The organism is Bacillus sp. TCT6, assembly GCF_056033845.1.
Map to the genome: position 1 here is coordinate 1 of NZ_JBVYHX010000003.1, position 24,237 is coordinate 24,237.

At 30.2% G+C, this 24,237-nt stretch carries 30 protein-coding genes and 3 pseudogenes; 16 read left to right on the forward strand and 17 right to left on the reverse strand.

Annotated features, from left to right (window positions below):
• Window positions 1-37: 37 nt before the first annotated feature.
• The 3 genes from AC0ONG_RS28735 to AC0ONG_RS28745 all read right to left on the reverse strand — a co-directional run bounded on the left by AC0ONG_RS28735 (window position 38) and on the right by AC0ONG_RS28745 (window position 3,355).
• A complete protein-coding gene (locus AC0ONG_RS28735) occupies window positions 38-1,231 on the reverse strand; it encodes an efflux RND transporter periplasmic adaptor subunit (protein WP_474205148.1) in 1,194 nt (397 codons plus the stop codon).
• Window positions 1,232-1,325: 94 nt separating this feature from the next.
• A complete protein-coding gene (locus tag AC0ONG_RS28740) occupies window positions 1,326-2,843 on the reverse strand; it encodes a PH domain-containing protein (RefSeq protein ID WP_098437956.1) in 1,518 nt (505 codons plus the stop codon).
• 20 nt (window positions 2,844-2,863) lie between these two features.
• Window positions 2,864-3,355 (reverse strand): PH domain-containing protein, encoded by a 492-nt coding sequence (locus AC0ONG_RS28745; RefSeq protein WP_080470945.1) that lies wholly within the window; start codon window positions 3,353-3,355, stop codon window positions 2,864-2,866.
• A gap of 242 nt (window positions 3,356-3,597) precedes the next feature.
• Here AC0ONG_RS28745 and AC0ONG_RS28750 point away from each other — a divergent pair, with 242 nt between their 5' ends.
• From AC0ONG_RS28750 to AC0ONG_RS28765, 4 genes are read left to right on the forward strand one after another with little or no spacing between them, the layout of a single operon-like run.
• The gene (locus tag AC0ONG_RS28750; protein ID WP_106102811.1) at window positions 3,598-3,744 is read left to right on the forward strand and encodes an aureocin A53 family class IId bacteriocin; all 147 of its coding nucleotides are present in this window, start codon (window positions 3,598-3,600) and stop codon (window positions 3,742-3,744) included.
• Window positions 3,745-3,786: 42 nt separating this feature from the next.
• Window positions 3,787-3,933, forward strand: coding sequence for an aureocin A53 family class IId bacteriocin (locus tag AC0ONG_RS28755; RefSeq protein ID WP_106102811.1), 147 nt, complete (start codon window positions 3,787-3,789; stop codon window positions 3,931-3,933).
• A gap of 43 nt (window positions 3,934-3,976) precedes the next feature.
• Window positions 3,977-4,123, forward strand: a complete 147-nt coding sequence (locus tag AC0ONG_RS28760; RefSeq protein WP_063539056.1) for an aureocin A53 family class IId bacteriocin — start codon at window positions 3,977-3,979, stop codon at window positions 4,121-4,123.
• Window positions 4,124-4,165: 42 nt separating this feature from the next.
• On the forward strand, window positions 4,166-4,312 hold the full coding sequence (locus AC0ONG_RS28765; protein ID WP_063539054.1) for an aureocin A53 family class IId bacteriocin: 147 nt from the start codon (window positions 4,166-4,168) through the stop codon (window positions 4,310-4,312).
• Window positions 4,313-4,682: 370 nt separating this feature from the next.
• On the opposite strand, the gene AC0ONG_RS28770 is transcribed toward AC0ONG_RS28765, so the two are convergent.
• From AC0ONG_RS28770 to AC0ONG_RS28780, 3 genes are all read right to left on the reverse strand, one after another.
• On the reverse strand, window positions 4,683-4,976 hold the full coding sequence (locus AC0ONG_RS28770) for a hypothetical protein (protein ID WP_474205152.1): 294 nt from the start codon (window positions 4,974-4,976) through the stop codon (window positions 4,683-4,685).
• A complete protein-coding gene (locus AC0ONG_RS28775; protein WP_046945618.1) occupies window positions 4,976-5,275 on the reverse strand; it encodes a DUF2089 family protein in 300 nt (99 codons plus the stop codon). The genes AC0ONG_RS28770 and AC0ONG_RS28775 overlap by 1 nt, the downstream gene beginning before the upstream one ends.
• A 454-nt stretch (window positions 5,276-5,729) precedes the next feature.
• Window positions 5,730-5,915, reverse strand: coding sequence for a hypothetical protein (locus AC0ONG_RS28780; RefSeq protein ID WP_474205154.1), 186 nt, complete (start codon window positions 5,913-5,915; stop codon window positions 5,730-5,732).
• A 766-nt stretch (window positions 5,916-6,681) separates the two neighbouring features.
• Between AC0ONG_RS28780 and AC0ONG_RS28785 the strand changes: the two genes are divergently transcribed.
• On the forward strand, window positions 6,682-6,990 hold the full coding sequence (locus tag AC0ONG_RS28785; RefSeq protein ID WP_061667680.1) for a hypothetical protein: 309 nt from the start codon (window positions 6,682-6,684) through the stop codon (window positions 6,988-6,990).
• A 59-nt stretch (window positions 6,991-7,049) separates the two neighbouring features.
• Here the strand turns inward: AC0ONG_RS28785 and AC0ONG_RS28790 are convergent.
• Window positions 7,050-7,431: pseudogene (locus AC0ONG_RS28790) on the reverse strand (ArpU family transcriptional regulator).
• A gap of 1,139 nt (window positions 7,432-8,570) precedes the next feature.
• On the opposite strand from AC0ONG_RS28790, the gene AC0ONG_RS28795 reads away from it, so the two are divergent.
• Both AC0ONG_RS28795 and AC0ONG_RS28800 read left to right on the forward strand, forming a co-directional pair.
• The gene (locus tag AC0ONG_RS28795; RefSeq protein WP_098437795.1) at window positions 8,571-9,044 is read left to right on the forward strand and encodes a CDI toxin immunity protein; all 474 of its coding nucleotides are present in this window, start codon (window positions 8,571-8,573) and stop codon (window positions 9,042-9,044) included.
• Window positions 9,045-9,330: 286 nt separating this feature from the next.
• Window positions 9,331-9,539 (forward strand): annotated as a pseudogene (locus tag AC0ONG_RS28800) (sortase domain-containing protein); the annotation flags it as partial.
• 242 nt (window positions 9,540-9,781) lie between these two features.
• Here the strand turns inward: AC0ONG_RS28800 and AC0ONG_RS28805 are convergent.
• Both AC0ONG_RS28805 and AC0ONG_RS28810 read right to left on the reverse strand, forming a co-directional pair.
• On the reverse strand, window positions 9,782-9,907 hold the full coding sequence (locus AC0ONG_RS28805) for a hypothetical protein (protein WP_255300736.1): 126 nt from the start codon (window positions 9,905-9,907) through the stop codon (window positions 9,782-9,784).
• Between the two features lie 866 nt (window positions 9,908-10,773).
• Window positions 10,774-11,400 (reverse strand): hypothetical protein, encoded by a 627-nt coding sequence (locus AC0ONG_RS28810; RefSeq protein ID WP_098437797.1) that lies wholly within the window; start codon window positions 11,398-11,400, stop codon window positions 10,774-10,776.
• Window positions 11,401-11,549: 149 nt separating this feature from the next.
• Here AC0ONG_RS28810 and AC0ONG_RS28815 point away from each other — a divergent pair, with 149 nt between their 5' ends.
• A complete protein-coding gene (locus tag AC0ONG_RS28815; RefSeq protein WP_255253821.1) occupies window positions 11,550-11,672 on the forward strand; it encodes a hypothetical protein in 123 nt (40 codons plus the stop codon).
• 130 nt (window positions 11,673-11,802) lie between these two features.
• Window positions 11,803-12,300: a hypothetical protein gene (locus tag AC0ONG_RS28820; protein WP_474205158.1), complete on the forward strand. Its 498-nt coding sequence runs from the start codon at window positions 11,803-11,805 to the stop codon at window positions 12,298-12,300.
• A gap of 298 nt (window positions 12,301-12,598) precedes the next feature.
• Here AC0ONG_RS28820 and AC0ONG_RS28825 read toward each other — a convergent pair whose 3' ends face one another.
• The gene (locus tag AC0ONG_RS28825; RefSeq protein WP_061667675.1) at window positions 12,599-12,889 is read right to left on the reverse strand and encodes a hypothetical protein; all 291 of its coding nucleotides are present in this window, start codon (window positions 12,887-12,889) and stop codon (window positions 12,599-12,601) included.
• On the reverse strand, window positions 12,886-13,662 hold the full coding sequence (locus AC0ONG_RS28830; RefSeq protein WP_474205160.1) for a ParA family protein: 777 nt from the start codon (window positions 13,660-13,662) through the stop codon (window positions 12,886-12,888). The genes AC0ONG_RS28825 and AC0ONG_RS28830 overlap by 4 nt, the downstream gene beginning before the upstream one ends.
• 630 nt (window positions 13,663-14,292) lie before the next feature.
• On the opposite strand from AC0ONG_RS28830, the pseudogene AC0ONG_RS28835 reads away from it, so the two are divergent.
• Together AC0ONG_RS28835 and AC0ONG_RS28840 are read left to right on the forward strand one after the other, a co-directional pair.
• Window positions 14,293-14,391: pseudogene (locus tag AC0ONG_RS28835) on the forward strand (6-aminohexanoate hydrolase); the annotation flags it as partial.
• A 332-nt stretch (window positions 14,392-14,723) separates the two neighbouring features.
• On the forward strand, window positions 14,724-15,017 hold the full coding sequence (locus AC0ONG_RS28840) for an LCI fold-containing protein (protein WP_098801168.1): 294 nt from the start codon (window positions 14,724-14,726) through the stop codon (window positions 15,015-15,017).
• Window positions 15,018-15,138: 121 nt separating this feature from the next.
• On the opposite strand, the gene AC0ONG_RS28845 is transcribed toward AC0ONG_RS28840, so the two are convergent.
• The 6 genes from AC0ONG_RS28845 to AC0ONG_RS28870 form a co-directional block, all read right to left on the reverse strand.
• Entirely contained in the window at window positions 15,139-15,459 is a 321-nt protein-coding gene (locus AC0ONG_RS28845) for a hypothetical protein (protein ID WP_474205162.1), read from the reverse strand.
• Window positions 15,460-15,787: 328 nt separating this feature from the next.
• Window positions 15,788-16,405 carry a nucleotidyltransferase domain-containing protein gene (locus tag AC0ONG_RS28850; RefSeq protein ID WP_474205164.1) on the reverse strand — a complete coding sequence of 206 codons (618 nt, stop codon included), beginning with the start codon at window positions 16,403-16,405 and terminating at the stop codon, window positions 15,788-15,790.
• A 423-nt stretch (window positions 16,406-16,828) separates the two neighbouring features.
• Window positions 16,829-17,455, reverse strand: a complete 627-nt coding sequence (locus AC0ONG_RS28855) for a MerR family transcriptional regulator (protein WP_474205166.1) — start codon at window positions 17,453-17,455, stop codon at window positions 16,829-16,831.
• A gap of 640 nt (window positions 17,456-18,095) precedes the next feature.
• Window positions 18,096-19,301: a hypothetical protein gene (locus AC0ONG_RS28860; protein WP_474205168.1), complete on the reverse strand. Its 1,206-nt coding sequence runs from the start codon at window positions 19,299-19,301 to the stop codon at window positions 18,096-18,098.
• Window positions 19,302-19,895: 594 nt separating this feature from the next.
• On the reverse strand, window positions 19,896-20,222 hold the full coding sequence (locus AC0ONG_RS28865; protein WP_474205170.1) for a helix-turn-helix domain-containing protein: 327 nt from the start codon (window positions 20,220-20,222) through the stop codon (window positions 19,896-19,898).
• A gap of 430 nt (window positions 20,223-20,652) precedes the next feature.
• Complete coding sequence (locus tag AC0ONG_RS28870) at window positions 20,653-21,045, reverse strand: helix-turn-helix domain-containing protein (protein ID WP_061667669.1); 393 nt, start codon at window positions 21,043-21,045, stop codon at window positions 20,653-20,655.
• Window positions 21,046-21,148: 103 nt separating this feature from the next.
• Here AC0ONG_RS28870 and AC0ONG_RS28875 point away from each other — a divergent pair, with 103 nt between their 5' ends.
• The 5 genes from AC0ONG_RS28875 to AC0ONG_RS28895 all read left to right on the forward strand — a co-directional run bounded on the left by AC0ONG_RS28875 (window position 21,149) and on the right by AC0ONG_RS28895 (window position 24,206).
• Window positions 21,149-21,394, forward strand: a complete 246-nt coding sequence (locus tag AC0ONG_RS28875; RefSeq protein WP_474205173.1) for a helix-turn-helix domain-containing protein — start codon at window positions 21,149-21,151, stop codon at window positions 21,392-21,394.
• A gap of 182 nt (window positions 21,395-21,576) precedes the next feature.
• Window positions 21,577-22,020: an ArpU family phage packaging/lysis transcriptional regulator gene (locus tag AC0ONG_RS28880; RefSeq protein ID WP_255290274.1), complete on the forward strand. Its 444-nt coding sequence runs from the start codon at window positions 21,577-21,579 to the stop codon at window positions 22,018-22,020.
• A gap of 167 nt (window positions 22,021-22,187) precedes the next feature.
• The gene (locus AC0ONG_RS28885) at window positions 22,188-23,291 is read left to right on the forward strand and encodes a hypothetical protein (RefSeq protein ID WP_474205176.1); all 1,104 of its coding nucleotides are present in this window, start codon (window positions 22,188-22,190) and stop codon (window positions 23,289-23,291) included.
• Between the two features lie 536 nt (window positions 23,292-23,827).
• Entirely contained in the window at window positions 23,828-23,998 is a 171-nt protein-coding gene (locus AC0ONG_RS28890) for a hypothetical protein (RefSeq protein ID WP_164876590.1), read from the forward strand.
• Window positions 23,999-24,035: 37 nt separating this feature from the next.
• Window positions 24,036-24,206, forward strand: a complete 171-nt coding sequence (locus AC0ONG_RS28895; RefSeq protein WP_176510574.1) for a hypothetical protein — start codon at window positions 24,036-24,038, stop codon at window positions 24,204-24,206.
• Window positions 24,207-24,237: the final 31 nt, after the last annotated feature.

Consider the following 24,237-nt stretch of genomic DNA (forward strand, 5'->3'; position numbering starts at 1 on the left):
CCTTGATAATACGTTTTAGCAATATTATTTAACGTAATCATTTCTCTTTCACTTCCATTCCGTCATACACATCGTCGGAAGGATTTTTAACCACCTTTTGCCCCACTGTTACGCCTTCTACAACCTCTGTCCAATCTCCATCAGTAGCACCTTTTTTCACATTTTTTTTATGAAGCTTTCCTTTTTCTTCGATATAAACAAATGCATCTTCACCTTTTTCAACAATGCTCTTACTTGGAACAGCGATCATCTTCTTATTCTCTAAATTTACTTGTAGTGAAACGTGATAACCTGGAGATAAACCGTCTTGACTATCAAGACTTGCTTTATATGTATACTGAGACATATTTTGAGTTGCTTCACCCATACCACCAGCTTGCGCCATCTCTGCGCTCGTTGGGAATTCGCTTACCTCTGTAATCTTACCTGTCCACTTCTTCTTATTATTTGCTTTCGCAGTTACAGTGAATGTTTGATCTTTTTGAATTTGTGACTTCTGAAGCTCAGTTAACGTACCTTGAACTTGGAATGGATCTTTAGAAGCTACTTGTAAAAATGCTTTTCCTTGACCACCTAACGCTTGAGATGAACTTTGTGCCGCATCCTTATCTAACTTTTGAACAACACCAGCAAAATTACTATAAATCGTAAGCTCTTTCTGCTTCTTACTTAACTCTTCTTTCTGCAACTTTCCTTTTTCTTTCTCAAGGTCAATTGTTTTTTGTCCTATCTCTAACTCGTTTACTTGTTCTTCCATCGGATCTGTTATTTCTTTCCCAGCTCCACTATCTTTGGCCTTCTTAATTTCTTTCCTCAATGAATCAATCTTCTTTTTCCCTTGGTCATAACGCATATCTGCCATCTTCTGATCAAGCTCAGCTTGTTTCATTTGCAAATTAATTTCTTCATTATCATAAGAGAATAACTTCGTTCCCTTTTCCACCTCTTGCCCTTCTTTTACCGCAATATCTTTCACTTTCCCTTTAGTTGAATCCGCATAGAAACTTTCAATATTACCAGGCTTCACCTGACCAGAAATTAACTTCGTATTATTTAGTTTACGCTCTGTCACTTTCTCAAAACCCACAGTATTAGCCGTTGTTGCCGCGTCTTTTTTCTTGCCTTGCATTGCAAAAATATTAATTGCCGCTACAATAACAATTAACGCAATAACTCCAATAATAATCCATTTTTTTGTTTTCTTCTTTTTTACATCTGCATTTGCTAACATAGAAATTTTTCTCCTTTTGTGATTATTCTGCGTTTCAAATCTAATGAATTTAGAGCTTCAAAATAAAACTAGATACTTATTTAAATATAGAATTTTATTTCATTTCTTTAATGCTAACTTTCTTGTTTATATATTTTGTACTACTTCCATACCAATAGTAGTAATTTCTAGCTACATCCTTTGGAAGATCAAAAACTTTTGTTTTCTTAACTGGTTTGGCACGTATTGAAGATTGAAGTGTCGCAAGTCCAAATAGCCGTTGTAGCCCGGATTCGACTATTTTTAACTCTTCTATATTTTTTCGATTTGTTATAAATAGATTTGTTGAAAATCCTCCTCGTTGCAATTGAATGAATTCCCCGTTAAGTTTGTAACCACTGTATAAACCGTTCAATATTTGCGATGTATTAATAAGTACGAATAATATTATTGGGATATACCAAAACTCCGCCCAAAAATAATAAGTAAGTATCGTACCTATAATCCAAATATAGCTTGATCTTACCATTTTTATAAAAATGGTATATTTGGGAACACCAATCATTTTTGTATCGATTTTAAATGCTGGCAAAATCTCAGGAATTAGTAATAAAGCTCTATTTTTATCTATAAGTGGAAAGAGTACTTTAGCGGTTCTCATATCCTTATCTTCCATATCAGTAATACTTATAATTTTTACTTGTACTAAACCAAACCATCTTTTTAATAGATTAGTATTAATATTAATAGCTTGGATTTTCTCCTTTGGAATGGAGAATTCAGTTTTATTAAATACACCTGTTCTAATAAAAATTCGATGTTGATCAGAAGTAACTTGAAAGTTACCATATTGAATATAAGTCTTAATCATCCCATAAACTAATGACATTATTAAAAGAATAAGAATACCAAGACTCATTAGGAACCATGATTTTTGAAAAAAAGAACTGATTTCATTTATATAGCCATCTATAGAAATAAAATCATTTATATTAGAGTAAACCTCTTGAATTAATGGAATCAATAAAAGTAATTTAAGTGACATAAGTGATTTAACCAATATTTCTTTAGGTGCCATTTCATAATGCTTATCTCTTGAAATATATTGAGGTTCTATTAACTCTACTTTCTGTATATCTGATTCATTCTCTTTCTTTGGAATAAAATTAATATGTCCTAAATGCTTTTGTATCCGTGCAGCCTCTTCGTAAGTTATCATTTCAAGCTTAATGGAAGATTTCTTTTCATTGGAACCAGTTTCTAATAAAAGTGATGTTAGTCCAAATAAACGGTGAAAAAAATGCGTATTTTGACTAATACCTTGGATACGTTCTAATGGAATAAAACGATCTTCCTTAATGAAACGCCCCTCATAAATGTACATTTCTTTATCCGTAAATACATACTTAAAATGTTTCCAATCAAGAAATATTGAAACGAAATTATAAATTAGATAAATAGCTCCTGCAGCTATACCACCAATCATAAAAATAGGGTTAGAATTTGAACTTATAAAAATAGCAAAAAAAACGATCCACAGAATAAGTTCTTTTATAGATTTTACTATGGAAAAGAGCATCCATAACGGATGCATTCGCTGAGCTATTTGTTCATATGCTAGTTCTTGCTTCATTGTATTATAGCCCTCCTATTTTATTCATTGATTTCATTAATTCCAGCTAAATATGCAATGTTTGCTCTTAATTCTGTTGCTTTCTTTTCAGAAATAGCAGGTATCTCATGCTCTGAAGCCATTGTACCTATTGTTAGTGTAGACAAGCCATACTTTCGTAGTATTGGTCCTTGATTGGTATTTACATATTGCACTTTGGCCATCGGTATTATTAGATGCTTTCTCATTAATACTCCTCCATGCTTTAGTTGAATATAATTTTCATCAATTTCATAACGCCATGTTCGTTGTCGATAAATAGGTATTATGGATAGTTCGAATATGGAAGAAATAATGAGTAAAACAATAATGATATAACAAATAATACTTACCCAGCTTTTCCAGTCATAATAATTCTGTAAAAATAAAAGAATTCCTAATATGCAAAGTGCAGTAGTATAAGTAATTACATCACTTATCCGCCATACTTTTACTGCATTTGGCGAGATTTTTTGTTGTGGTTCTTTTATCATTTTAATCTCAATCTCCTTTTTGATAATTAGTTGTATCAATAATCTATCTATTCTAAATTTTCGTTAAAGCTCACAGTAATTATTATACTTAAAAATATATCCATGTATAGATTTTTTTGGAATAAATATTAAAAGCAATCTAAATATATAAATTTTTCTAAAAATTCAGTTGACATGATTTTAAAATTTAGATATATTTATAATCGCGAAAGCATTACAAAAAATTCATAAGGAGGGATATTATGGTTGCATTTTTAAGAATCGTAGGCCAATTAGGCGCTAAAGCTGCTTCATGGGCTTGGGCTAACAAAGGTAAAGTTTTAGGTTGGATCAGAGATGGACTAGCTATTGACTGGATTATCAACAAAATTAATGACATGGTAAGCTAATAATTAAAAATTTTACAATTACTATATTAGGAGGTATATATCATGGTTGCATTTTTAAGAATCGTAGGCCAATTAGGCGCTAAGGCTGCTTCATGGGCTTGGGCTAACAAAGGTAAAGTTTTAGGTTGGATCAGAGATGGACTAGCTATTGACTGGATTATCAACAAAATTAATGACATGGTAAGCTAATAAATTAAAAATTTTACAATTATTATATTAGGAGGTATATATCATGGTTGCATTTTTAAGAATCGTGGGTCAATTAGGCGCTAAGGCTGCTTCATGGGCTTGGGCTAACAAAGGTAGAGTTTTAGGTTGGATCAGAGATGGTATGGCTATTGAATGGATTATCAACAAAATTAATGACATGGTAAACTAATAATTAAAAATTTTACAATTATTATATTAGGAGGTATATATCATGGTTGCATTTTTAAGAATCGTGGGTCAATTAGGAGCTAAAGCTGCTTCATGGGCTTGGGCTAACAAGGGTAAAGTTTTAGATTGGATTAAAAACGGTATGGCTATTGACTGGATTATCAACAAAATTAATGACATGGTAAACTAATTGGTGTAATTACATAGACTAAACCAATTAATTCTAAAAGGATAGGATCTACAGTTCTATCCTTTTTTATATAATGATTATTAATTTTTATACCTTATTTCTACAATCTATTTATCCCCTTGCTATCCCTGAAGCCCACTAGCATTAAAGACATTATAACATCCTTCCTTGTTTAACAAAAGAACATATAGAGCAAAATCCTATAATATAATTATATTATTATAGAAATACTCAAAAAATAGCTCCCGATATCTAATTATTAAAAGGGAATATGTATGATATATATTCCCTTTTAAAGTTTAAAAATCCCCATTATACTTAAACTCAATTACATGTCTTTAGATGCTAATCCTTTTCTTTCTTTATTCGATTACTTCATATCCTTTGTTTTCATTTTGTCCAATTCTTTTTTCTGTTTATTTTTTAGTTCTTCTCTGCCCTTAATCCAAATTCCTAATAAAATGGCTAATCCACCTAAAATAATTATGATGAATATAAGTGTATTCCCTTTGACAGTTAGAACCTCAGTTCCCCAAAGATATAGGAGTGTTATCACATATACAATAGGTAAACATATTCCCCAATAAACATTTTCTCTTCTTGATAAAAAATATTGAAGTCCAATTAATAAAATCGCAATTATAAATCCATATAGACGAAACATTAATTATCCCCTCTTTCATTTTTATATTTTTCAATTATTAATTTTGCATCTTCTAAATTAATACGATCTTCAATGGAAAGTTTTTTGATAAAAGTAATAAACTCCTCATCTTCATCAGTATCATTTACTTTTATTTTTTGAATTAACTTATCTACCCGTACCCTCACCGTGGGATAAGAAACATCATAAATTTTTGCTATTTCTTTCAAAGATCCAGAATGTAAAATGAAATTTTTAATAAATTCAATGTCCTCATTTTCTAAATTCAATAGCCAATTTGGAATCTTTTTAAAATCCATAACCTTCAGCTCCTTTAATTATATTTTAACATAATTAAACAAAAAATCAATTTTATTTTTAATAAAATTGATTTTTTGTTTAACTTTATTAAAATCCCATTTTTCCTCAAAGCTTCTTAAACCTATTTACAAATAAAAAAAGAAGCAAAAAAATTGCAAACGCGATATGTTCCCCCCTCTTACTTTCCCATTTGATAATGTGCAAACTACTTTTTGCAACTTTAAACAATATATCTATCCATTACTTGAACTCCCCCCCACGTTAACTTCGTTTAGAAGTGAGGGATTCCTGTCATCTCTTGTTCAAAGCCTATTCATCTCCCGCCTACTCACTAGACTGTGCCCCTTCGCCGCTCCTTGAGGAAGGATTCTTCTTGGCTAAAATGATAAAAAAAGAGCCACCCAGACCAGGGAAGCGCCTACAATAATTGTTATAAACCTATTTATTCTCAAATCATTTTTTTCTTTGCTTCCATACCCCATTTTTTTTACGATAAGTATTTTTTCCATTCATGAATCCTGCTGTATTACCAGGAATGATATATTTCTTATTCTTAGACTTCTTCTTCATCCTCTTTTCTTCTTGAACAACTTGCAAATCCACCTTCCATTGTTTTAACAAATGCTTTTTACGTCGCATCGAATTTATACCCCTTATATTGAAACGAAAATCCAATAATCATATTATGTACATTTATATATTATTTTCAATAAAAAGAGAGCACCCTGCTATTGGTGCTCTCAATGTGAATTGGGGTTTATCCTGAGCATTGAATAGGACACGAAGAACTTGTCCTATTGCATTATATGCTTGTCCTTATAATAATGTGCAATAAAAAAAGCACCCTCGCCCAGGCGCCAAAAGATACATATACTGTGAGGTAACTAACACATTAGAAAAGACCCTTCCATATCATTGTATGATTATCAAATATCTTTATACCTAGATTACACATTAAATACATTTAATGTGTAATTTCTATATAACAAAGAAAAAAGCACCTGTCATGGATGCTTAATGTTAAGATTTATGGCCATAAGCACCTTATTTGCACTCACACCCGCCACACTGGAATATGTCATTGTTATACATTCATTGGTCTTTTCATCTTAACGCTGGTTCTTACCGTCTTTCTCGCCCTACTATGTGGTATACATTATCGTGACCCTTCACTTATAGGTGTACTAATCCTCTTCGATATGCGGTTTTCAAAGGGCTTATACATTAATAATACCGTTGATTTCATTATCAAAATCCCACCTTTTTTGTCGGCATTTTGTCGATGCTTTTAAAAACATTCCAATTTATTATATTTTTTCTTTTTTAATAATATATGTATCCCATTTAGTTATTTATATCATATAATTAAAATATAGTAATTATACGTAAATGAGGATAGTTAGACATGACAGTACAACAAGAAAAAGTAACAAGGCGGATTCTTTGTAGGAAATGTAAATCTGATCAAATAGTTGGTAATAAACGTGGTTATAATTTCAAAAGGGTGTTTTTAATTCTGTTTCTTATGTTAGCTACACTTATAGCTATTGGAATAGTTCCTCGACATTCTCCACTTCATGATATAGCTGCATTTGTTGTTTTTTTAATCATGCTCCTAGGAGCGCCAATAACTTTATTTAGCGGGCTTGTTGGTAGAAAAAATATTGTTAATGGTTGCATGAATTGCGGACATACATGGATGCCTAAAAAATAAAACATAAAAAGCTAAATAAATAGTTAATTAAAAACTGTCTATTTGGCTTTTTTGTATTATTACCTCATCCCTAAAGATTTAGAGATTAATTGAGTTGCATTTATCTTATATATAGAATTGATTTTTCTTCATTAATAACTCATCGTAGATAAAACTATACTTTAATTTCTCCCCATTCAAATACTTTATCTTGATAGTCTCTGCCTCATCTTAATCTAAAACGTATTGTAGAGCCTTTTCAATTTGTTTAAATTTGATGTTACTAACATGTCTTGTATTCCTTATCTCAGAAAATAGACTGCTTCCTTCTTGCTGTTGCTTCACTTCATTATTAAAACGTGTTTTTAAGGTGCGATACTCTTTTAAAATGCTGACCACTTCCTGTTGCAATCTCTTCTTCATTTCTTTGTCCATTACTGGTAATAATGTTATTTGCTCCATCAGTAATACCACTATTTCTGAATTTTGGTTTTTATATTTACATACGGTACGTGAAATTTTAATATTGAATAAGGAGAACATACATAACCAGTAGTCCCATCATCAAATCTGCATGACTCTGTTATCTATTAAACATTTAATAACTTACGTTTCTTGTTAGTCATCTTCGTTTATTTCAAGTTTTTTAACTTCAATCTTATTTTTCAGTTCATTTTCTATGTATGTACACGTCGATCCTTTAACTTTTATTTTTATACTATCTATCTTAATTGTTTTAACTATTCTTGCTCCAAAAGGAGATACAGCAAAAAAATTACTTTTGCTATGTTAATAATTTTACGTATTTTAATTGCTTGCGTATTAATTATTGCTACTATTATTGAGGCAGGAATGGCTGAAACACATTCGAATAATCACAATTCTCTCAAATAACATTTTTTTCATTACTCTTAATTCATATAGGAAACTATGCATTTAAATATTAAAATTTTATTGTGGTTCTCATATAGAGTCATATACGACTTTTCTCTGTTTATGGTGCTCTTCATAGTAGTAAGGGCCATTTTTCATTAAAATTTATATAAAAATCTTAATATACAGTTGTAAAAATAGTTTATCAAGTGTTAAAATTCCATATATACTCCTTAGGGAGTTCTTATGTAATTAAACAAGAGTCTAAAAATTCTCGAATCTTAGCCCCTTGGAGCGCCCTCCAAGGGGCTGCAACAATTAAAATAACTTTTTTGTTCACTTTTTTGATACATTTACGAAACATTCATGTGTTATCTTCAGTAAGTTCTATTCTTTTTATAATATCGTGTGAGCTATACCAAAACGAGAAGCCCTAGGCCCCTAAGCCTAGGGCTTCTTCTTTTAAATACGGATTTTATGCACTTTTATTCTTTTCACAAACTAATCCATTCGTATATGTAATATACGAATGGATTAGTTTGTGATACCTTTATGAAACATCACGTGTTTCAAATACAACATTTTTTGATGGCCTCTTATCTTTCCGTATGGGGTTCTTTTTTCAAATAATACTTTTGTTTAATTTATATTTAAAAAGTTCATTTCCATAAGGCCTATCATGATGTGCTATACTCATTCTTAAATAATTGTATAAGGAATGTTAAAAAATGGCTGATAGATCATCAAGACAATGGAAAATGCAACAAAAGTTAAGAGAACTGAAAACAAAAAATAGAAATGATACAAATCCTTTGTTTAATGAATGCCTTGAATCCCTAGGAGACGAAACTCTCATCTTCTCTCAGGAAAAAAGCAAGCAGATTGCTACTAATTTGATGAATTTATTTCCTATAACTGTTTCTGGAAGAATAGATTGGGAACAGATAGACAATCAATTAATAGTTTCGAACAAAGAACAACTACTTTCCCTTATTAGAGCAAACCAACTAGATTTTGATGAACAAATTTTTATAATATGGGATAACTATGAAATCCCTGTAGTAAGTACAAATCTTGATAAAGTATTCCAATCACTAGTTGACATTGATGCAGTCAGTTTTTATTACTGGCTATTAAATAAAGAATATAAATTCGTAATTGAAATAAACGATGAAGAATTGATTAGGGTTGGATTTCGCTAATACTCTAAACATATTTCCTCATTCTGCTGTTCTACAAAATTCAAATTTTGTTTTAATCAAATACTTTAATCACATGTAAAAGTTACGTAAAGATTGCTATGATTCAACCGTTACACCTTAGAAACGTTATATAATAAAACATCGAACATTAGGTTTGCAAACAACTACTTTTCTGTACGACATAACTCTTTGCTAGGAGCAAAATCCTAGCCCTTTTTATTTAATCTTGCTACTTCCAGTACCATTTTTTCCTCTTTATGATTCTACTAACTCCTCCACATCTTTTAAAGAAAATGACCAACTTATTGTGGAATATGAAAATAAAACATATACATATAGAATTAACAGCACTAGATAACTGATTCAGAAGATTGAACAATTATTGTAGACAAAAGTGAGCCAACATTAACGTTAACAACTTGCTATCCTTTTGACTACATGGGAGACGCTCCAAATCGGTACATAATTGAATCATCTCTTCTTTCCATTAGTTGAGGATGGAAGTCCAATACATATTATTAAAATTAAATTGGGTTAAATGCAAGGCACATTTGGGTGTCTTTTCTTTTGTACATTATATCTATTATGCGCTCATTGATTTATTATACACAAAAGGCATTACTGTATTAGTATTACGGTAATGCCTTTTGTGTATAATAAAAGAAGAGATTCGCTAACATCTCTTCTTTTAACTGCTACCGTCAGGGTGATGGTTATTCATTTATTTTTTAGGAAACTCACCCTTTTGCTTTCGACAGCGACGAGGAGGGGGGGTTTTGCTGTCTTTTTCTAAAAACATACACAGAAGCTTCACCTACAATGGCTTTCACAAATTCTTTTAGAAGCTCAAACAAAAACTCCATAGGTATATCCCCCCTTTCCTTCCAAATGGAAAGAAGGGATAACCAATCAACCTCACAATATACTGTTAATTCTGTCCTATCATACTAGTACAATCTTACCCATATAAAAAAGACCACCATTACTGGCAGTCTTTTAGGTAGTTTTAGAAAAAAATTATAACATATTAATATACAGATAACAAATATGCTTTTCCCAAGATACTATAATTTTCTATAATTCTTGATTTCTCAATCTTCATTGCATGATAAATTTTCCTATGACAATTAACAAATAACATTAAAATTATCAACCCATTAGTTTATTAGGAAAAACTGGTTATACATATAATCTTTTGGTAAAATATAGATATAATTTAAGAAGATAAAGTTAATATAGATCAACTAAGTAATGCAAAGAAAATGTTTTATTGCATAAAAAAAAGCTCCGTTACTGGAGCACTCAAAAATAAAATAAACAAACGAATTAAAACAAGAAACAGACAATTTAACTATATAGATAAAATATATTAAAATCTATATATATGCAATATTGCATATAAAAATCCTCTACTTATTGATACTATAATAGGCTTACTCGATGATTATTATATTTTTTATGGTTTTTAAGCAATACAATACCTTCTTAACACCAATTGTACAAGTAAAAGAGGACATCTTAACCATTTTCTTTTTTAGTATAATACTTCTAAACCAATAAGAAAGCCTCCTTATTGGAGGCTTTTGATGATATAACCTATTTTTCGTTGTAGTAAGAATCAGATTTATTATCTTTTAAACCACTTTTGTTATACTAAGGTAACAGGAATCAACATATATCAACGTTTTATACATACTTAAAACATATAAAACAATAATATATATAAGTGTTATTTATACTTGTCTATCCAATCATTTATAGCTCCAGGAATATTTTTTGTAGTACTTTTTACTTCTTCAACAATATAAGACAAAAATTCTGTCCATGAAAATTCTTCTTCATATGGATTATTTTGATTAATAAACTTTATAATCTTTTTTAACTCCTTTAGTCTTCCAGAGTCTAATTGTTCTTGTAAATACATTTTAAAATATTTGTTTATAATGGCTGAGTTTTTTAAACTCACTTCCAGCAATATTGCTGTAGCTTTAGAGGGTGTTACATCTAATGCATAGGCTAAACTGTTTATCTTTTCAGCGATTTCCTGTGTAAAACGAATTGTAATACGATCTGTCAGACCGTCTATCTTTTGACGTTGTAAAGACGTTCTTTCTAGGTCCCCGATATAGCATGTATTTCCGAACACTAAATCTCTTCTAAAGTATTCTGATAAAAGGTCCATTACTTGTTTAGAATATAAACCAATCGAACAAATCTGCTCTGCTACATCTTTTACTGGAGTAGTAGTTATATAGGAAATCCGTGAAATTGTTTCTTTAAGATTAATAGAAACAGTTGGTTTAATGTCCTTTTTTTTATCTGAACGTGTCTTCCTCTGTGTTTCTTCTATTTTCATTTTGCCCTCCATTTTCATACTTTAAGTTTTAACCAGTGTCCTAGTGTCCTAGATTTATTTTATGTATATGTGGTAGGGAAGAGGGGTATGTATAAATTTTTACTAATCTGTTAAACATAGAAATAAATACGGAAGGGGAGAGGATCTTTATGCGATTATCAAAAGAAGAAGCTAAAAAAATCGCAAAGATAGGTATTGAAGCGAGAAAAAAATATAATTTACCAGGAAAGAAAAAAAAGCAAAATAAAATTATTTTAGACAATAAAAAATAATAAAATATTTTATTAAACTTGTGCAAAAAAGAAAATATAGTCCAGCTATAATTTCTCTTTTATTATTTACTAACTCCTCCATTAAACCTATAATTCATATATATGAATTATAGGTTTAATGGAGGAGTTTATGAAGAAAAAGATATTCATGGGAGCCTTAATTGTAATCATCATTCTGGGTGTTACTCTTGGTTTCTTAGTAAACAAAGCAAATAATATGAAGAATGAATTCACAGGATTTAGAGAAGAACTTGACAAAGACTTCTTCCCACTACTTAAGGATACTAAAGAACATTTTGAAGCTATAGTTCAAAAAGGAAACTCCTACGAGTTAGAGAGTTGGTATCTTACAGGGGATGGAATGAATAATACCCTAAAGTATAATGCTAAGATAAAAGAAATAAGGGATAGAATTGTGAATAAAGATGTTAAGAACCAAGATACACTTGAGTTGAAGAAAAATGTTTTAAACCCATTATCTTTAATGGAAACTGCTTTAAAAGACATTAACACTTTTTACAAGAATGAAAACTCTCATTTACTATGGGATATGCTAAGTGAAGACACAGATAAGTTAACAAAGAACATTTCAGAACAAAACAAGATATTAGCTAAGTATTACAAATAAGAATCCATAAATAGGATTTTCATTTAAAAATTCTTTAGATTTGGAAAGCCTAAATGAACAGAAAGGAAACCATATTAATTAATCTTTTTCAAAATGGTTTCCTTTTATTAATTATATCTTGTAGGTTTACAAAACATTTTTGATCAAAAAACATTTCAAATCTACAATAGATTTTATTAAAATTACTAATAAAAAAATACATTTGGATATTGCAAATGTCATTATGTTAAGTAAATCTCCCATTATTTATTAATAAATAATGTATCAGATAAAATCTGTGTCTTATGCCTTGAAACGGTTATTTACCATTTTTTAATAATTCAATTGCCTTAGCAGCAGCTTCATTAGTTGAAAGACCTAACTTTTCACCCTCATTATGGAACATTTCATACATTTTAAGTGCATCATGTGCCACTTCAAACATCTTCTTATTGTCTTTAAAAGCATATGTTTTAAGACGAACATGATCTTCTTCTAAAACCTTAGTTGTATGTGTAGCATATATTGCCTTTGACTGTTGCTCACCTTTTGTTAAAGGATTTGATTTTCCAGATCTAAACTCATTTGTGTTAATATCTTTAAAGCTCATTCTTTTCCAATCCTTTCTATTAACTCATTAACTACACTTTGATACATATCTAATACCGCTTTATCATGCATATCTTCATTAGTAATACCATTTTTACTAAACAATTTTATACGTTCACGTTTCATTATTTGTGAATTAAATAAATGATCACTAAATATCTTCTTAGAGTCTTCAAGCACTTCATTATCGACTTTTCCCTTTTTTGTAACCAAATAAGGAATAACTCCAGCTAATTTAATATTCTCATTATAGTCAAGAAGGTCTTTTAAATACTCAATAAACTTTACAGATGATGCAAAGGACTGTTGATGTGTTTGCATAATAAGAGCCACATAATCACTAGCTACAATTGCATTATTGGTAAATTCACTGATTGTTGGCGGAACATCAATAATAATGTAATCGTAATCTTCTTTGATTTGATCAATTAAATATTTTAATAGATAAAATCTCTTTGTTTTATCACTAGTTAAGTCATATAAATGTGCTGGAAATCCTACTAAATCCAAATCACTTGGGAAGATATCTAACTCTGAATTTGCTTTAACAATACATTTAAGCAAATCCTCTTCTTGAATTGCTTCAAAAAGACTAGTTTTTACATTTGAATCCATATTGAATGTATTAAACATGATTTCAGTAGCATTAGCTTGTGGATCAAAGTCAATTAATCCAACCTTTTTTCCTTGCTTCTGTAGTAAGTATGCTAAGATAGTTGCAAAAGTTGTTTTGCCAACTCCACCTTTGAAATTAGAAATTGTAATTACTGTCATTTTTCATTTCTCCTTTTGTGTTATTCTACTTAATTTTACACTTTTACACAAGTAAAAAAGTGTAAAAAAATATGTTAATCTTTAATTTCTCCACTATCCTTCTTCATCATTTAATTGCATGAGAGTATTTAAATGGATTTCATTAATCAAAACAATCCACTCTATACGATGGAATCTTTCGGTTTCAACCACTTGGTTCATATTCTCATAAAACAATTTTACACTTTGCTATTTTTATATTTTTACACTTTTACACTATATAGTGTTAGAGAATAACTATTTTGTTTGCCCCTTTAAACCTACGCTTAATTACTTTCTTTAATTTTATCTTAGCAATTCTCTTAATGGTGCCTAAGTCGAACATAATCAGCTTGATCCCACCCTAAACTCTTATGTATTTCATATGCTATTTCAAATCTAATCAAACCAAGGCTTACTTCTTTAATCATGTTTTAACGCCTTTTTACAATTTAGTTATAATAAAAGGTAGCCTCAACTCATTTATTCCCCTATACAAAATGTTTTTACAATGAATCCAACTAAACAAATAGAGGTTGCAACTATAATAGCTTTTAAAATGGAATCCCTTGGTTTTGAAAAATCTCCTATGTATTCAGTAATCTTATTTAAATTGAGACTTTCCGTCAAATCTTTATATTATTCGAAGCCTTTGTATTCTTCATTGGAGCTATTTATTCGTTTAAATTATATAGACAGGAATATAAATAATACACTTACAATAAATAATAAAAAACCGTAGTGATTTTATACACCACTGTTTTTTATTGTTTATTCTTGAAAGTAAACCTTTAAATCATAAATTTACATTGAAAAGGTTTGGCTTCTATACTTCTTACTCCATAAATAATTTAGCTTTCTTCCAATCATTGACTTGATATTCACTACTAATAGAACTAATTTATTTTTTAAATTCTTTCACATTAAATTATATTTTTTTAATATTCAGTTAAATATTTATAGATAAATCAAGATGTTAGAAAATAAAAATAATATGATATTATTATTTATGTAATATTCATTCCAAAAAAGGGGGATTTTTCATGTTTAAGAAAGTAGTAATTGGAACATTAGCAACTGGAATTATGTTATCTGGTGCTGGAGGAGTATTTGCGGAAACACCAACTGATACAAGTGTAAAATTGAAAACAATTGATAATAAAAAAAGTTTTGTTAAAAAACTTGAAAAACAAGACTTTCCTGGTTACAAATCAAAAAAGGAAATACCCGCTGTAAAAGAATGGAATGGAGTGACTTGGTATTTAAAAGGAGCAACTGAAGTAAGTAAAAATTCATGGACAGGACATTATGAAGGATGGCGAACAAGTAATAATTAAGAAACTTTAATTAAGTGTTTTCAAAGAAAATACTTACAAGGTTTATTTTCATTTATTACTCAAAAAAAGTAAAAAGACAGCAATAAATCAGCTGTCTTTTCTTTTTTAATCTATAGATATTCTATTTTTTAGGCATCCATGTATGTCCGCAATTCATACAACCATTGACAATATTTTTTCTACCAATAAATCCACTGAATAAAGTTATAGGTGCCCCTAGGAGCATCATTAAAAAAACAACAAATAAAGCCATATCCTGAAGTGGAGAATGTCGAGGAACTATTTCAACAACTATTCTAATAGCTATAAGTGTAGCTAACATAAGAAACAGAATTAAAAACATCCTTTTAAAATTATAACCACGTTTATTACCAACTATTTGATAATATTTACATTTCCTACAAACAACCCGCCTAGTTATTTTTTCTTTTTGTACTGTCATGTCCAATCATCCTTTTAAACTATAAATTTCAATAAATTAATTATAAAATATATAAACTACAATAAGATACAAATATTATCAAAATAAGAAAAAGAACCCTAAAAATCAGTTTCTTTTTCTTATTTTCCAATGTAAACTTTTGAATATTAGTTTACTTTCAAACCCTCAAAAACATCTGCCTCCATAAAATCCCTAATAACCTTGAAACATTCAACAAAATTATACATTTAAAATATGATAAACAAAGATATTAAAATGCCCGTGATCAAAAAAGAAAAAGCTAGATTCATGCTAGCTTTTTTACATAATTCTCGTTATTGGAAGTGGGTTATTCTTGTGTAATATACGCAATCCAAGCGATTACATCATATGGGTCTGCATTTGGGTGTATGGCTTTTTCAAATAATCTGTAACTGTTAGTATCGTGTGCAGACATCCATTTCAATGTCCTTTTTGGTCCAAAGTACCATGTATCGTGCAGGTTACAGTAAATCTCCAAACTATCAACCAACAACCAATGAAACCTAAAGTTCCCCTCTATATCTCCCCGTTCCGAACGCTTTAACATCTTGTTAAGCCACTCTCTCAGAAACTCTTTCTGGGTATCTTGTAATGGTTCTGGACCTTGCTGGTATAGTTCCTGAATCTGGTTTAGAAAATTAGCACACAAACCTCGTTCATCCAAAATTGAATACCCGTTTTGGATGCGAAGGAAATCTGTTATGTCCCTTATTTTCTCAGTCGGGTAAATCCAAGCATCCAACTGCTTCTCCTGCAAAATATTTATATCGTTTGAATGGGTGGGTACATCAGTAAAGCATAACAAGTCAATGTCACTGTCCTCAGAGTAGTCACCGTTCGCATAGGAACCATAGACAATAACAGAGTGGCACTGATATTTGCTCACTAAATATTTCCTAATTTTATCTTCTAATCCCAGTTCCATAGTATCCTCCTAACGTTTTTGAAGAAGCCCCTGTCATTTTCCTTATTATACCATTCGGGAGAGGTGATACATCGTGTGATTTTGATTGTATAGGATATTCATATAAGGTTAACATAACGTCTCATTATAAGAAGTTATCCTCACCAACAATTCTCGACTTATCAACACCTTGTGAAATATCCTCTTCACCTACGTATGCAGTTTCTTATTCATCTCATTATATTTTAGTGGTTAAAAGCAATCATTGTCTTTATTTCCTTTACTTCATATGTATAAAAGTTCGCATAAACAAAAGGCCAAATTATAGGTAAAGTGACAGAACAAATGCTCATCTATATAAAAATAGTAGAAGTGTAGATTTGAGGGATTCACACACTTCTACTAAATCATGTAATCAATCCATTATATGCGGCATATAATTTCTTACAAATTAAACAATCTCTGAATTAAGGATTTCTTTGGAACTGGAATCTCTTTCTTATCTTCTTGTAGTAGTGTTATGGCTTTATCTAACTTATTTTGTAGCAATTTAATTTCTTGGTCCTTTTCTTCTGCTATGGATCGTTCCTGTATTAATAGATCTATAATGGTTTGATTTTGCTGGACTATTTTATCCTGTTGTTCAAACATGTGTACAAACCGTTCTTTCATCATAAAACTCTCTTCCTGTGAATGTTCAGCCTCTAAAAGCGTTATATCAGCGTTATCAGATTCGTGAACGCTATCCGTTTCCGTTGCGTTTATCCCCTCATATAGCTTATTCTCTGCATCCTGAGGGCTATTCGATGTATTGTCTTTAAATGTCTCAGGAGCTGCAATGTCTTCATTACTAACAGTGGTAGCGGCTTCGTCTAGTTTCCAATTTTGCTTTAGATATATTTTCATCTGTCTCAGTATCTCTATATCTTTTTGATAATATATTCGCTGGTTGCGATCATTACGTTCAAATGTGTAATCCATCTTTTCTAATTCAATGGACCATCTACGAAGTGTATTGGCGTTTATTTCTAATTGCTTTGCTACTTCTTGAGCAAAATAACCAAATTCCAAGCGTTACACCTCCGTTTTTCTACAAACTTTATTAGTTATATATATCTTTTATATACATAATAGGCCGAACCCTTTGTCTTCCCTTAGTTTCCCTAAAAATAGTCAAAAATCGCTAAATTTATGAATTATTAATATAAAAAATTCTAAATTTTAATTGAATAATAGTTTAATTTTGTCGGGTTCATTTTTATGTACATATTACAAATAAATGTAAAGTTATCATTTTTAAAAATAAAAATTGGAACAATAATAAATAACTAATTCAAATAAATATAAAGAGCAAAGGGAGATAGCGTAAAAGCCTTGAGGCTCTAGGTGTAAAAGAATTATTAAAAATATTTAAATGTAGAATAAACAATTTAACAAGAAGTCTACTAAATAATTAACAATTAACAAGAAGACTATTCAATAATTAACAATTCAACAAGTTTTCTATCGTATTATCACATATACACAAGTCTTGAATCGTAATAGAGAAAATAGAAAAAGAACACAAGAATAGGAGAGTTGATGTTTAAAACTTACTTTTCTTGGTGTTCTTTTTTGTTTCCTTTATAGTTTTCCATGACTAATAGCCTTATACTTTATTTTAAAAAATAAAGCATAAGGCTGAAATAAAGTAGATTTTTAATTTTTTATTTTATGCCTTTAAAGCATCTGGTACAGGAATATTATTAGTTGTTAGAGCCAGCACTAAATCATGCCTCATATCGCTATAAGAATCATCTGGTATATATTTAGTCCTCCAGGACAGAATAGATTCACGGAATTTAGCACGCATAAACGCTCCTAAAACGCTTACTTTGTTACCAGATTTCACATAATTCTCTAACTCATCTAACGCATATGTCATTGTATATGTCATAAATCTCTTAATATCTTTTGTATGTTTTAAAAATTGAGCAATTTTTGAGATTTCATTTTTAAATGCAACAATAAGATCATTATCTTCTTTCATAGACAATGTTAATTTTAAAGACTTCAAGCGATACTTTGCTTCTTTTCTCATATGTGCTTCTTGTTGTCTTAAAACTTTATTTTGTGATTCAACAACACATTCAGCAGAAATATGAACGTTAAATTTTGTGATGAAAATTTGTTCAACATACTCTTTGATACGAGTAAGCCTACTCATATTAGGTTTACGCAATTCTGTATTTGAAGCTGTAAAAGGAAAAATAGGTCTAATAATATTTAAGTATTCACGTACTTTTTTAGCATTACGTCCTAGTTTTTCTTTTAGATAACTCATTGTGCGTTGTGTAATAAATTTTTCAATTTGGTTTTTATTCTCTAGACCTATTTTTCTAGTAAATGTATTACATAAGTCTAAAAGTAATAAAATACCTTTTGAGTCACGGTGGGAGACTAATTGTTTTAAAACCTTAGAATCTAGTAAATGGTTAGGGATTCGGAAATAAGAGAGCTTTCCAATGTCTTGTTTAGTTGTTTCTTTATATGTACGGTTTAATCTAGCATAGTTGCAAATTTCATAAATTGAGATTCCGTTAATAAAAACTTCTCGAATCATTCCAGATTCTAATAATGCTTGAAATCCTGTGTGTACAGTCGTATATGCAATACCAGAAGCATTGGAAATAATAGATAATTTAAAATCACGAGGTAATAAACCTACATCATTTACATAAAAATGTAAGTAAATATAGGTTGCTAAGGCCGATGAAGGAAGCGCATATTTGCCTAGCTCGTTATTTTTAAGTAGATAATGGCGTGTTTCATCAAACATTTTTACTCCACGCATGAGGAACTCTGATGATATGTTGCTTGTGGTATCTAATTTTATATTTGTAAGTTCATTGATATCAAAATCATTGTTTGTGAACATGAAAAAGCCTCCCTAAATTTCCCACCTAAATATAAGAGAATTAGAGAGTTTTGTATTCACAAACCTTTATAACTTATGATATAATTTAGTCATAAATAATTTTGTGATTAAAACTCTGCTAATGGGAGTTTTTAATTGATTCAAAGTTTGCCGACCTAGATCAATTAAAAACTGAGGTGGAGTTTTATTTTTTTGTGATTTTTTATTAAATACATGTGTTTCTGTAGATTGTTTATCTGTTTATGTGTAATTACTTTTTATTCTATAACGTTTTCCCAATAATTTCAATATACTTAAAGTGTATGTTGTATACTTTTGGAGAATAGTAATAATTTCATATAAATAATTATACCATAAAGAAGAACTTTATTTCTGAAATTTTGGAATTTTTATACATAAAAAACAAATTATAATTAAAATAAAAGGCTTGAGGGAGAAATTCCTCAAGCCTTTTATTTTTAAAAATTTTATGTATAATTACTAACTTATTTCCCTTCACATATAAGGAAAATATTAAATTCAAAATAAGAAAACATTACCATATAAATAAAACGAAACTGGAATATAAAAGTTGTCATTGGAAAAGAATTCATGTTATTCTATGAAATGTTTTTTTACTAAGTCTGTATAATCAAGCAGTGAGTTGAGAATAATTTTTTGTTTTTCTAATGGTAAAGTACTAATTTTGTCTTTTATTTCTTCAAGTTGTACATCTGTATCACATTTTCTCCCAACTAATGTATCAAGTGATATACCAAGATAATCTGAAATCTTTATTAAAGTTGAGAGATCGGGTTCAGTCCTATTTGCTTCCCAATTTGTGTATGTTGGACGAGCGACATTAAGGTAACTTGCGATTTCATATTGTGTTAATCCCCGTTTTTTGCGAAAATACATTAAATGCTCTCCTACCGTCGCCATATACACCATCCTTTCGAATCTTCGAACATTATACTTGAAGTAATAATAAGGATGGAATATATTTGGATAGAACGTTCTCAAACTAAACCTTTGGTGCGCAAATGGTAATGGTTTGAAACCTGTTTGAACTTAAAAGTAGAACAGACGTTCTATCCCGTGGTAGAATATGTTATATTTATGTTGTTATATGTGGTTAATATGATTAAAATTTTTTAAAAACAATATTAAAAAATCTTAATATACATTTAAAAAGTATTTAGAAAGTAGGAACTCTTATGGAACAAACTTTTTTTGTAGATATAGTAAAAGAATGCAAGGAATATACCAACTCCGATACATTAGAAACATTTATAGAATTACTAGATGTCATAGAAAAATATGAAAATCTAGATAACTTAAGTGACTCGTAATTACCTTTCATATCTAACCCTTAATCGTCTGTATTATTTTCATTTTTTAAATTAGCTTCTAATTTTAAAAGATCAGCATAACGAATTAACTCACGTTCTACCTCGGGTTTATATTTATCTGGGACGCTCATAAATCGGTCATATAGAAGACGAGCTAAACGTTCAATAGGTTCTTCCCCAGTTTCATTCCGTAAATCCTCGTCACGAATATTATGTGTAAGTAAATATGCCTCTGTTACATTGAAGTAAGAAGCAATTTGAGAGATTTTATTTAGTCTTGGCTTCTTCTCTCCCTTTTCCCAGCTGGAGACAGCACTAACAGAAACCGACATTGCTTTAGCAAATTCAGTTTGATTAACGCCCTTAATTGCTCTTAATTTTCTTATGTTTTTTCCTAAAACTTCTTGGTTCATATAATCAAACACCTTTCTTCTTTTCACTTAAAGTATAATTTTTAATCTTTTAGAGTTGACTTTAATCTTTTAGAGCTATACAATATTTCCAGGGGGTGAGAATATGGATAATATTTCTAATCGAATTACCATGCGAAATATTCGCAAATCCAAAAATCTTTCTCTAGCAGAAGTATCAAAGGAATTAAATTTATCATTAGGCGTTCTAAGAGAGATTGAGATTGGGAGTAAAAGTACAACACTCTCTAGAGCTAAACGCATTTCAGAATTTTATGGAGTTCCGATTGAAAAATTATTTCTTCCAAAGTATTTTACTGCTGTAACAGACGAAAATGATCCAAAAATATAAAACCATTTATATTTTGTATAAGTAATTCTTCTTATATTATAAACAAAATTGCACTAAAAGATAAAAAAGTACTATAGGATTTTCTTATTTCTAAAATTCCCAATATTTAATTAACTATTTTCATATATAAATTTAAAACCATTTTAAACTTAAGAATTTTACTTTAAGTGAAATTGTAGGAGGTGATTTGGTTGGTATTGCTGGTTGAACCGACTAAAAAACAGGAAAAGAAAATTATTAAACTTGTTCTTAAAGAATTCAAAAAGTATCATTTGTATGTTTGGTCATTGGAAGAGAAACAACAACCAAAGATCACAGCATCTTACACTTTGAACGAATCAACTACAGTAAACAACATGTTTCATTCTTCTACAGAAAGTACGGCTCTTAAAAATGTTGAGGCATGTGAGTTTACTACTTCTCTATTACGTAAAGTTAGTCGTTTGGAATTAACCCAAAGGCAATTGGTTATTCATTACTATATTAAGAAAGATAAAAGTGTAGTGCAGCTTTGTAATCAATTTCATATTTCAGAATCCCAATTTCATAGGATAAGAAATCGGGCATTGATGACTTTAGCATATGCACTTGGCTTAGCAAGAGAAGAGCTGATTGATATCGACTAAAAAGTTAAATTTCGAATAGTCAACTACCATATAAAATGTTATATTTTAATATGGTTAAATAATAATTAGTTGATATTGAGCATTATCCTAGTGCTATATATAGGGAGGAAGCTATTACTAAATTAGGATAACTCAACAATTTGAGTGTTTAGTGATAGATTACACACATGTTTAAAAAGACTACTACTAAAAAAACAGCTGCTGGTATTATGACAATTGGTATTGCATTATCAACAACAATGATTTTTAGTCCAACAAAGGCGTTAGCATGGTATACACCAGATGATCCAGCATATGATGAAATTGTTATTTATTCACATAATACGCTTCAAGATCCTGCACGCCCGAAAGGGGATTTAAATTATTATGTTAAAGGTTATGTTGCTCCAAGTGGAAAAGTAATTTTAATCGGACCGTATACTGGAGAAGTATTTGATGGACAAGAAATTGAAGTTGTGGAGCCGTTCAAAGGAAACTATAAGTTGAAGATTAAAGTGGCTACATCTGAAAAGCCAGAACCAAAACCTGAGCCGAAGCCAGAACCAAAACCTGAGCCGAAACCTGAACCGAAGCCAGAACCAAAACCTGAGCCGAAGCCAGAACCAAAACCTGAGCCGAAGCCAGAACCAAAACCTGAACCAAAACCTGAGCCGAAACCTGAACCGAAGCCAGAGAAACCAACAGAAAAACCTACTACAAAACCAAACTTCTTTATTCCTAAACAAGAAGTAGTTCCAGAAGCTAAATATGTAGTAGTAGAGGATAAAAAGGAAACTTCAAGTCCAGTGGATTTACCTAAACAAGACAATAAACCAAAAGCTGAAAGTATTGCCAAAGGTGAAATTAAATTTGTAGAGAATAATGGCGTAGTAGTTCCAATGAAGAATAAAGAAGATGATGTTGCTTTATCTGTGAATACTACCCTTAAAGATCTTGCAGATAATAAAGGTAACAAGGAAAAATTAAATACTTCCGATGAACAAGTTAAACAGGAAGAAGAAAATAAACCAGAAGAAGTAAAACCAGAAGAAGCAAAACCAGAGGATAAAAAAGAAGAGAAAAAAGGTACGGATAAAGATAAAACCTCTAAGCAAAAAGAAAAAAACTCTGAGGTGAAAGATGAACAAGGTGGCTTATCACCAATTGCGGTAGCTGGTGGAGTTGCTGCAGCTGGAGCTTTAGGTGTTGGTGCTGCGGCTGGAGTTAGTCCAACATTTAGAAGATCCATTCAAAATGGTTTAAGAAGACTGAAGGACCTTTTTAGAAAATAATTATTTAAAAAGACTAGGATAAAAATCCTAGTCTTTTTTTATGCTTTTTTAAAGCAAAAGAATTTGGGAGTTTTATGAAAGTATCTTGAAAGTTTCTTGGCAGGGAGGAGATTTGGATTGGCGATATGATATTACCAGAAGCAAAACATGTGTGGAGAAGCGTCTACCTCCCTTATCAATGACGAACCGTATATAGGTAAAAGATGTTTCGAAAAGTGTAACCGTAAGAGAGGACACTTGGTTTCTGGATCGCACTAGTTTGCGACTACTTATATGGGGGATTTGGACTATTACTTTTAATGGTTTTACTAGGTTCGGTTTTTATCCTCTCTATCTTAGTAATTTAATAAACCATTAGTTTTATTCTTTTTTGAATTAATGATTTTTTATTTAGCGATGGATAATAAACATTTATGCAACATATTTAATCGTTAATTGAAAGAGGTGTAGGACTAGTAAAGTAATACATCCAGTGTTAGTTTTTTGCATCCATTACGGATGTTTTTTTATTGAATTTTTAAGAGGGGGTGAAAAGAGTGGGTGAACAAAAAGGAGCTATTTTAATTATTGTAGTATGTCTTGTAATCTTTGGATTATGCGTAGGATTTGCAACAGGTGTAATTCAACCATTATTAAGTCAAATTGGTACAGGAATGAGCAATATGGTAAACAATGTATTTAAAGCGATTCCAACGGCTGGTAAGTAGGACATAGCAGGAATGAATTTAAAGGAGGTGAAAAGAAGTGGGTGAACAAAAAGGAGCTATTTTAATTATTGTAGTATGTCTTGTAATCTTTGGATTATGCGTAGGATTTGCAACAGGTGTGATCCAACCATTATTAAATCAAATTGGTACAGGAATGAGTAATATGGTAAGCAATGTATTCAAAGCTATTCCAACGGCTGGTAAGTAATTAGTTGTTTTAATATAGGATGTGAAACGAA

Excerpts from the sequence above, each read along its gene's own strand:
- AC0ONG_RS28735 (WP_474205148.1), bottom strand. The coding sequence starts at position 1,231 with ATGTTAGCAAATGCAGATGTAAAAAAGAAGAAAACAAAAAAATGGATT.
- AC0ONG_RS28740 (WP_098437956.1), bottom strand. The coding sequence starts at position 2,843 with ATGAAGCAAGAACTAGCATATGAACAAATAGCTCAGCGAATGCATCCG.
- AC0ONG_RS28745 (WP_080470945.1), bottom strand. The coding sequence starts at position 3,355 with ATGATAAAAGAACCACAACAAAAAATCTCGCCAAATGCAGTAAAAGTA.
- AC0ONG_RS28750 (WP_106102811.1), top strand. The coding sequence starts at position 3,598 with ATGGTTGCATTTTTAAGAATCGTAGGCCAATTAGGCGCTAAAGCTGCT.
- AC0ONG_RS28755 (WP_106102811.1), top strand. The coding sequence starts at position 3,787 with ATGGTTGCATTTTTAAGAATCGTAGGCCAATTAGGCGCTAAGGCTGCT.
- AC0ONG_RS28760 (WP_063539056.1), top strand. The coding sequence starts at position 3,977 with ATGGTTGCATTTTTAAGAATCGTGGGTCAATTAGGCGCTAAGGCTGCT.
- AC0ONG_RS28765 (WP_063539054.1), top strand. The coding sequence starts at position 4,166 with ATGGTTGCATTTTTAAGAATCGTGGGTCAATTAGGAGCTAAAGCTGCT.
- AC0ONG_RS28770 (WP_474205152.1), bottom strand. The coding sequence starts at position 4,976 with ATGTTTCGTCTATATGGATTTATAATTGCGATTTTATTAATTGGACTT.
- AC0ONG_RS28775 (WP_046945618.1), bottom strand. The coding sequence starts at position 5,275 with ATGGATTTTAAAAAGATTCCAAATTGGCTATTGAATTTAGAAAATGAG.
- AC0ONG_RS28780 (WP_474205154.1), bottom strand. The coding sequence starts at position 5,915 with ATGCGACGTAAAAAGCATTTGTTAAAACAATGGAAGGTGGATTTGCAA.
- AC0ONG_RS28785 (WP_061667680.1), top strand. The coding sequence starts at position 6,682 with ATGACAGTACAACAAGAAAAAGTAACAAGGCGGATTCTTTGTAGGAAA.
- AC0ONG_RS28795 (WP_098437795.1), top strand. The coding sequence starts at position 8,571 with ATGGCTGATAGATCATCAAGACAATGGAAAATGCAACAAAAGTTAAGA.
- AC0ONG_RS28805 (WP_255300736.1), bottom strand. The coding sequence starts at position 9,907 with ATGGAGTTTTTGTTTGAGCTTCTAAAAGAATTTGTGAAAGCCATTGTA.
- AC0ONG_RS28810 (WP_098437797.1), bottom strand. The coding sequence starts at position 11,400 with ATGAAAATAGAAGAAACACAGAGGAAGACACGTTCAGATAAAAAAAAG.
- AC0ONG_RS28815 (WP_255253821.1), top strand. The coding sequence starts at position 11,550 with ATGCGATTATCAAAAGAAGAAGCTAAAAAAATCGCAAAGATAGGTATT.
- AC0ONG_RS28820 (WP_474205158.1), top strand. The coding sequence starts at position 11,803 with ATGAAGAAAAAGATATTCATGGGAGCCTTAATTGTAATCATCATTCTG.
- AC0ONG_RS28825 (WP_061667675.1), bottom strand. The coding sequence starts at position 12,889 with ATGAGCTTTAAAGATATTAACACAAATGAGTTTAGATCTGGAAAATCA.
- AC0ONG_RS28830 (WP_474205160.1), bottom strand. The coding sequence starts at position 13,662 with ATGACAGTAATTACAATTTCTAATTTCAAAGGTGGAGTTGGCAAAACA.
- AC0ONG_RS28840 (WP_098801168.1), top strand. The coding sequence starts at position 14,724 with ATGTTTAAGAAAGTAGTAATTGGAACATTAGCAACTGGAATTATGTTA.
- AC0ONG_RS28845 (WP_474205162.1), bottom strand. The coding sequence starts at position 15,459 with ATGACAGTACAAAAAGAAAAAATAACTAGGCGGGTTGTTTGTAGGAAA.
- AC0ONG_RS28850 (WP_474205164.1), bottom strand. The coding sequence starts at position 16,405 with ATGGAACTGGGATTAGAAGATAAAATTAGGAAATATTTAGTGAGCAAA.
- AC0ONG_RS28860 (WP_474205168.1), bottom strand. The coding sequence starts at position 19,301 with ATGTTCACAAACAATGATTTTGATATCAATGAACTTACAAATATAAAA.
- AC0ONG_RS28865 (WP_474205170.1), bottom strand. The coding sequence starts at position 20,222 with ATGGCGACGGTAGGAGAGCATTTAATGTATTTTCGCAAAAAACGGGGA.
- AC0ONG_RS28870 (WP_061667669.1), bottom strand. The coding sequence starts at position 21,045 with ATGAACCAAGAAGTTTTAGGAAAAAACATAAGAAAATTAAGAGCAATT.
- AC0ONG_RS28875 (WP_474205173.1), top strand. The coding sequence starts at position 21,149 with ATGGATAATATTTCTAATCGAATTACCATGCGAAATATTCGCAAATCC.
- AC0ONG_RS28885 (WP_474205176.1), top strand. The coding sequence starts at position 22,188 with ATGTTTAAAAAGACTACTACTAAAAAAACAGCTGCTGGTATTATGACA.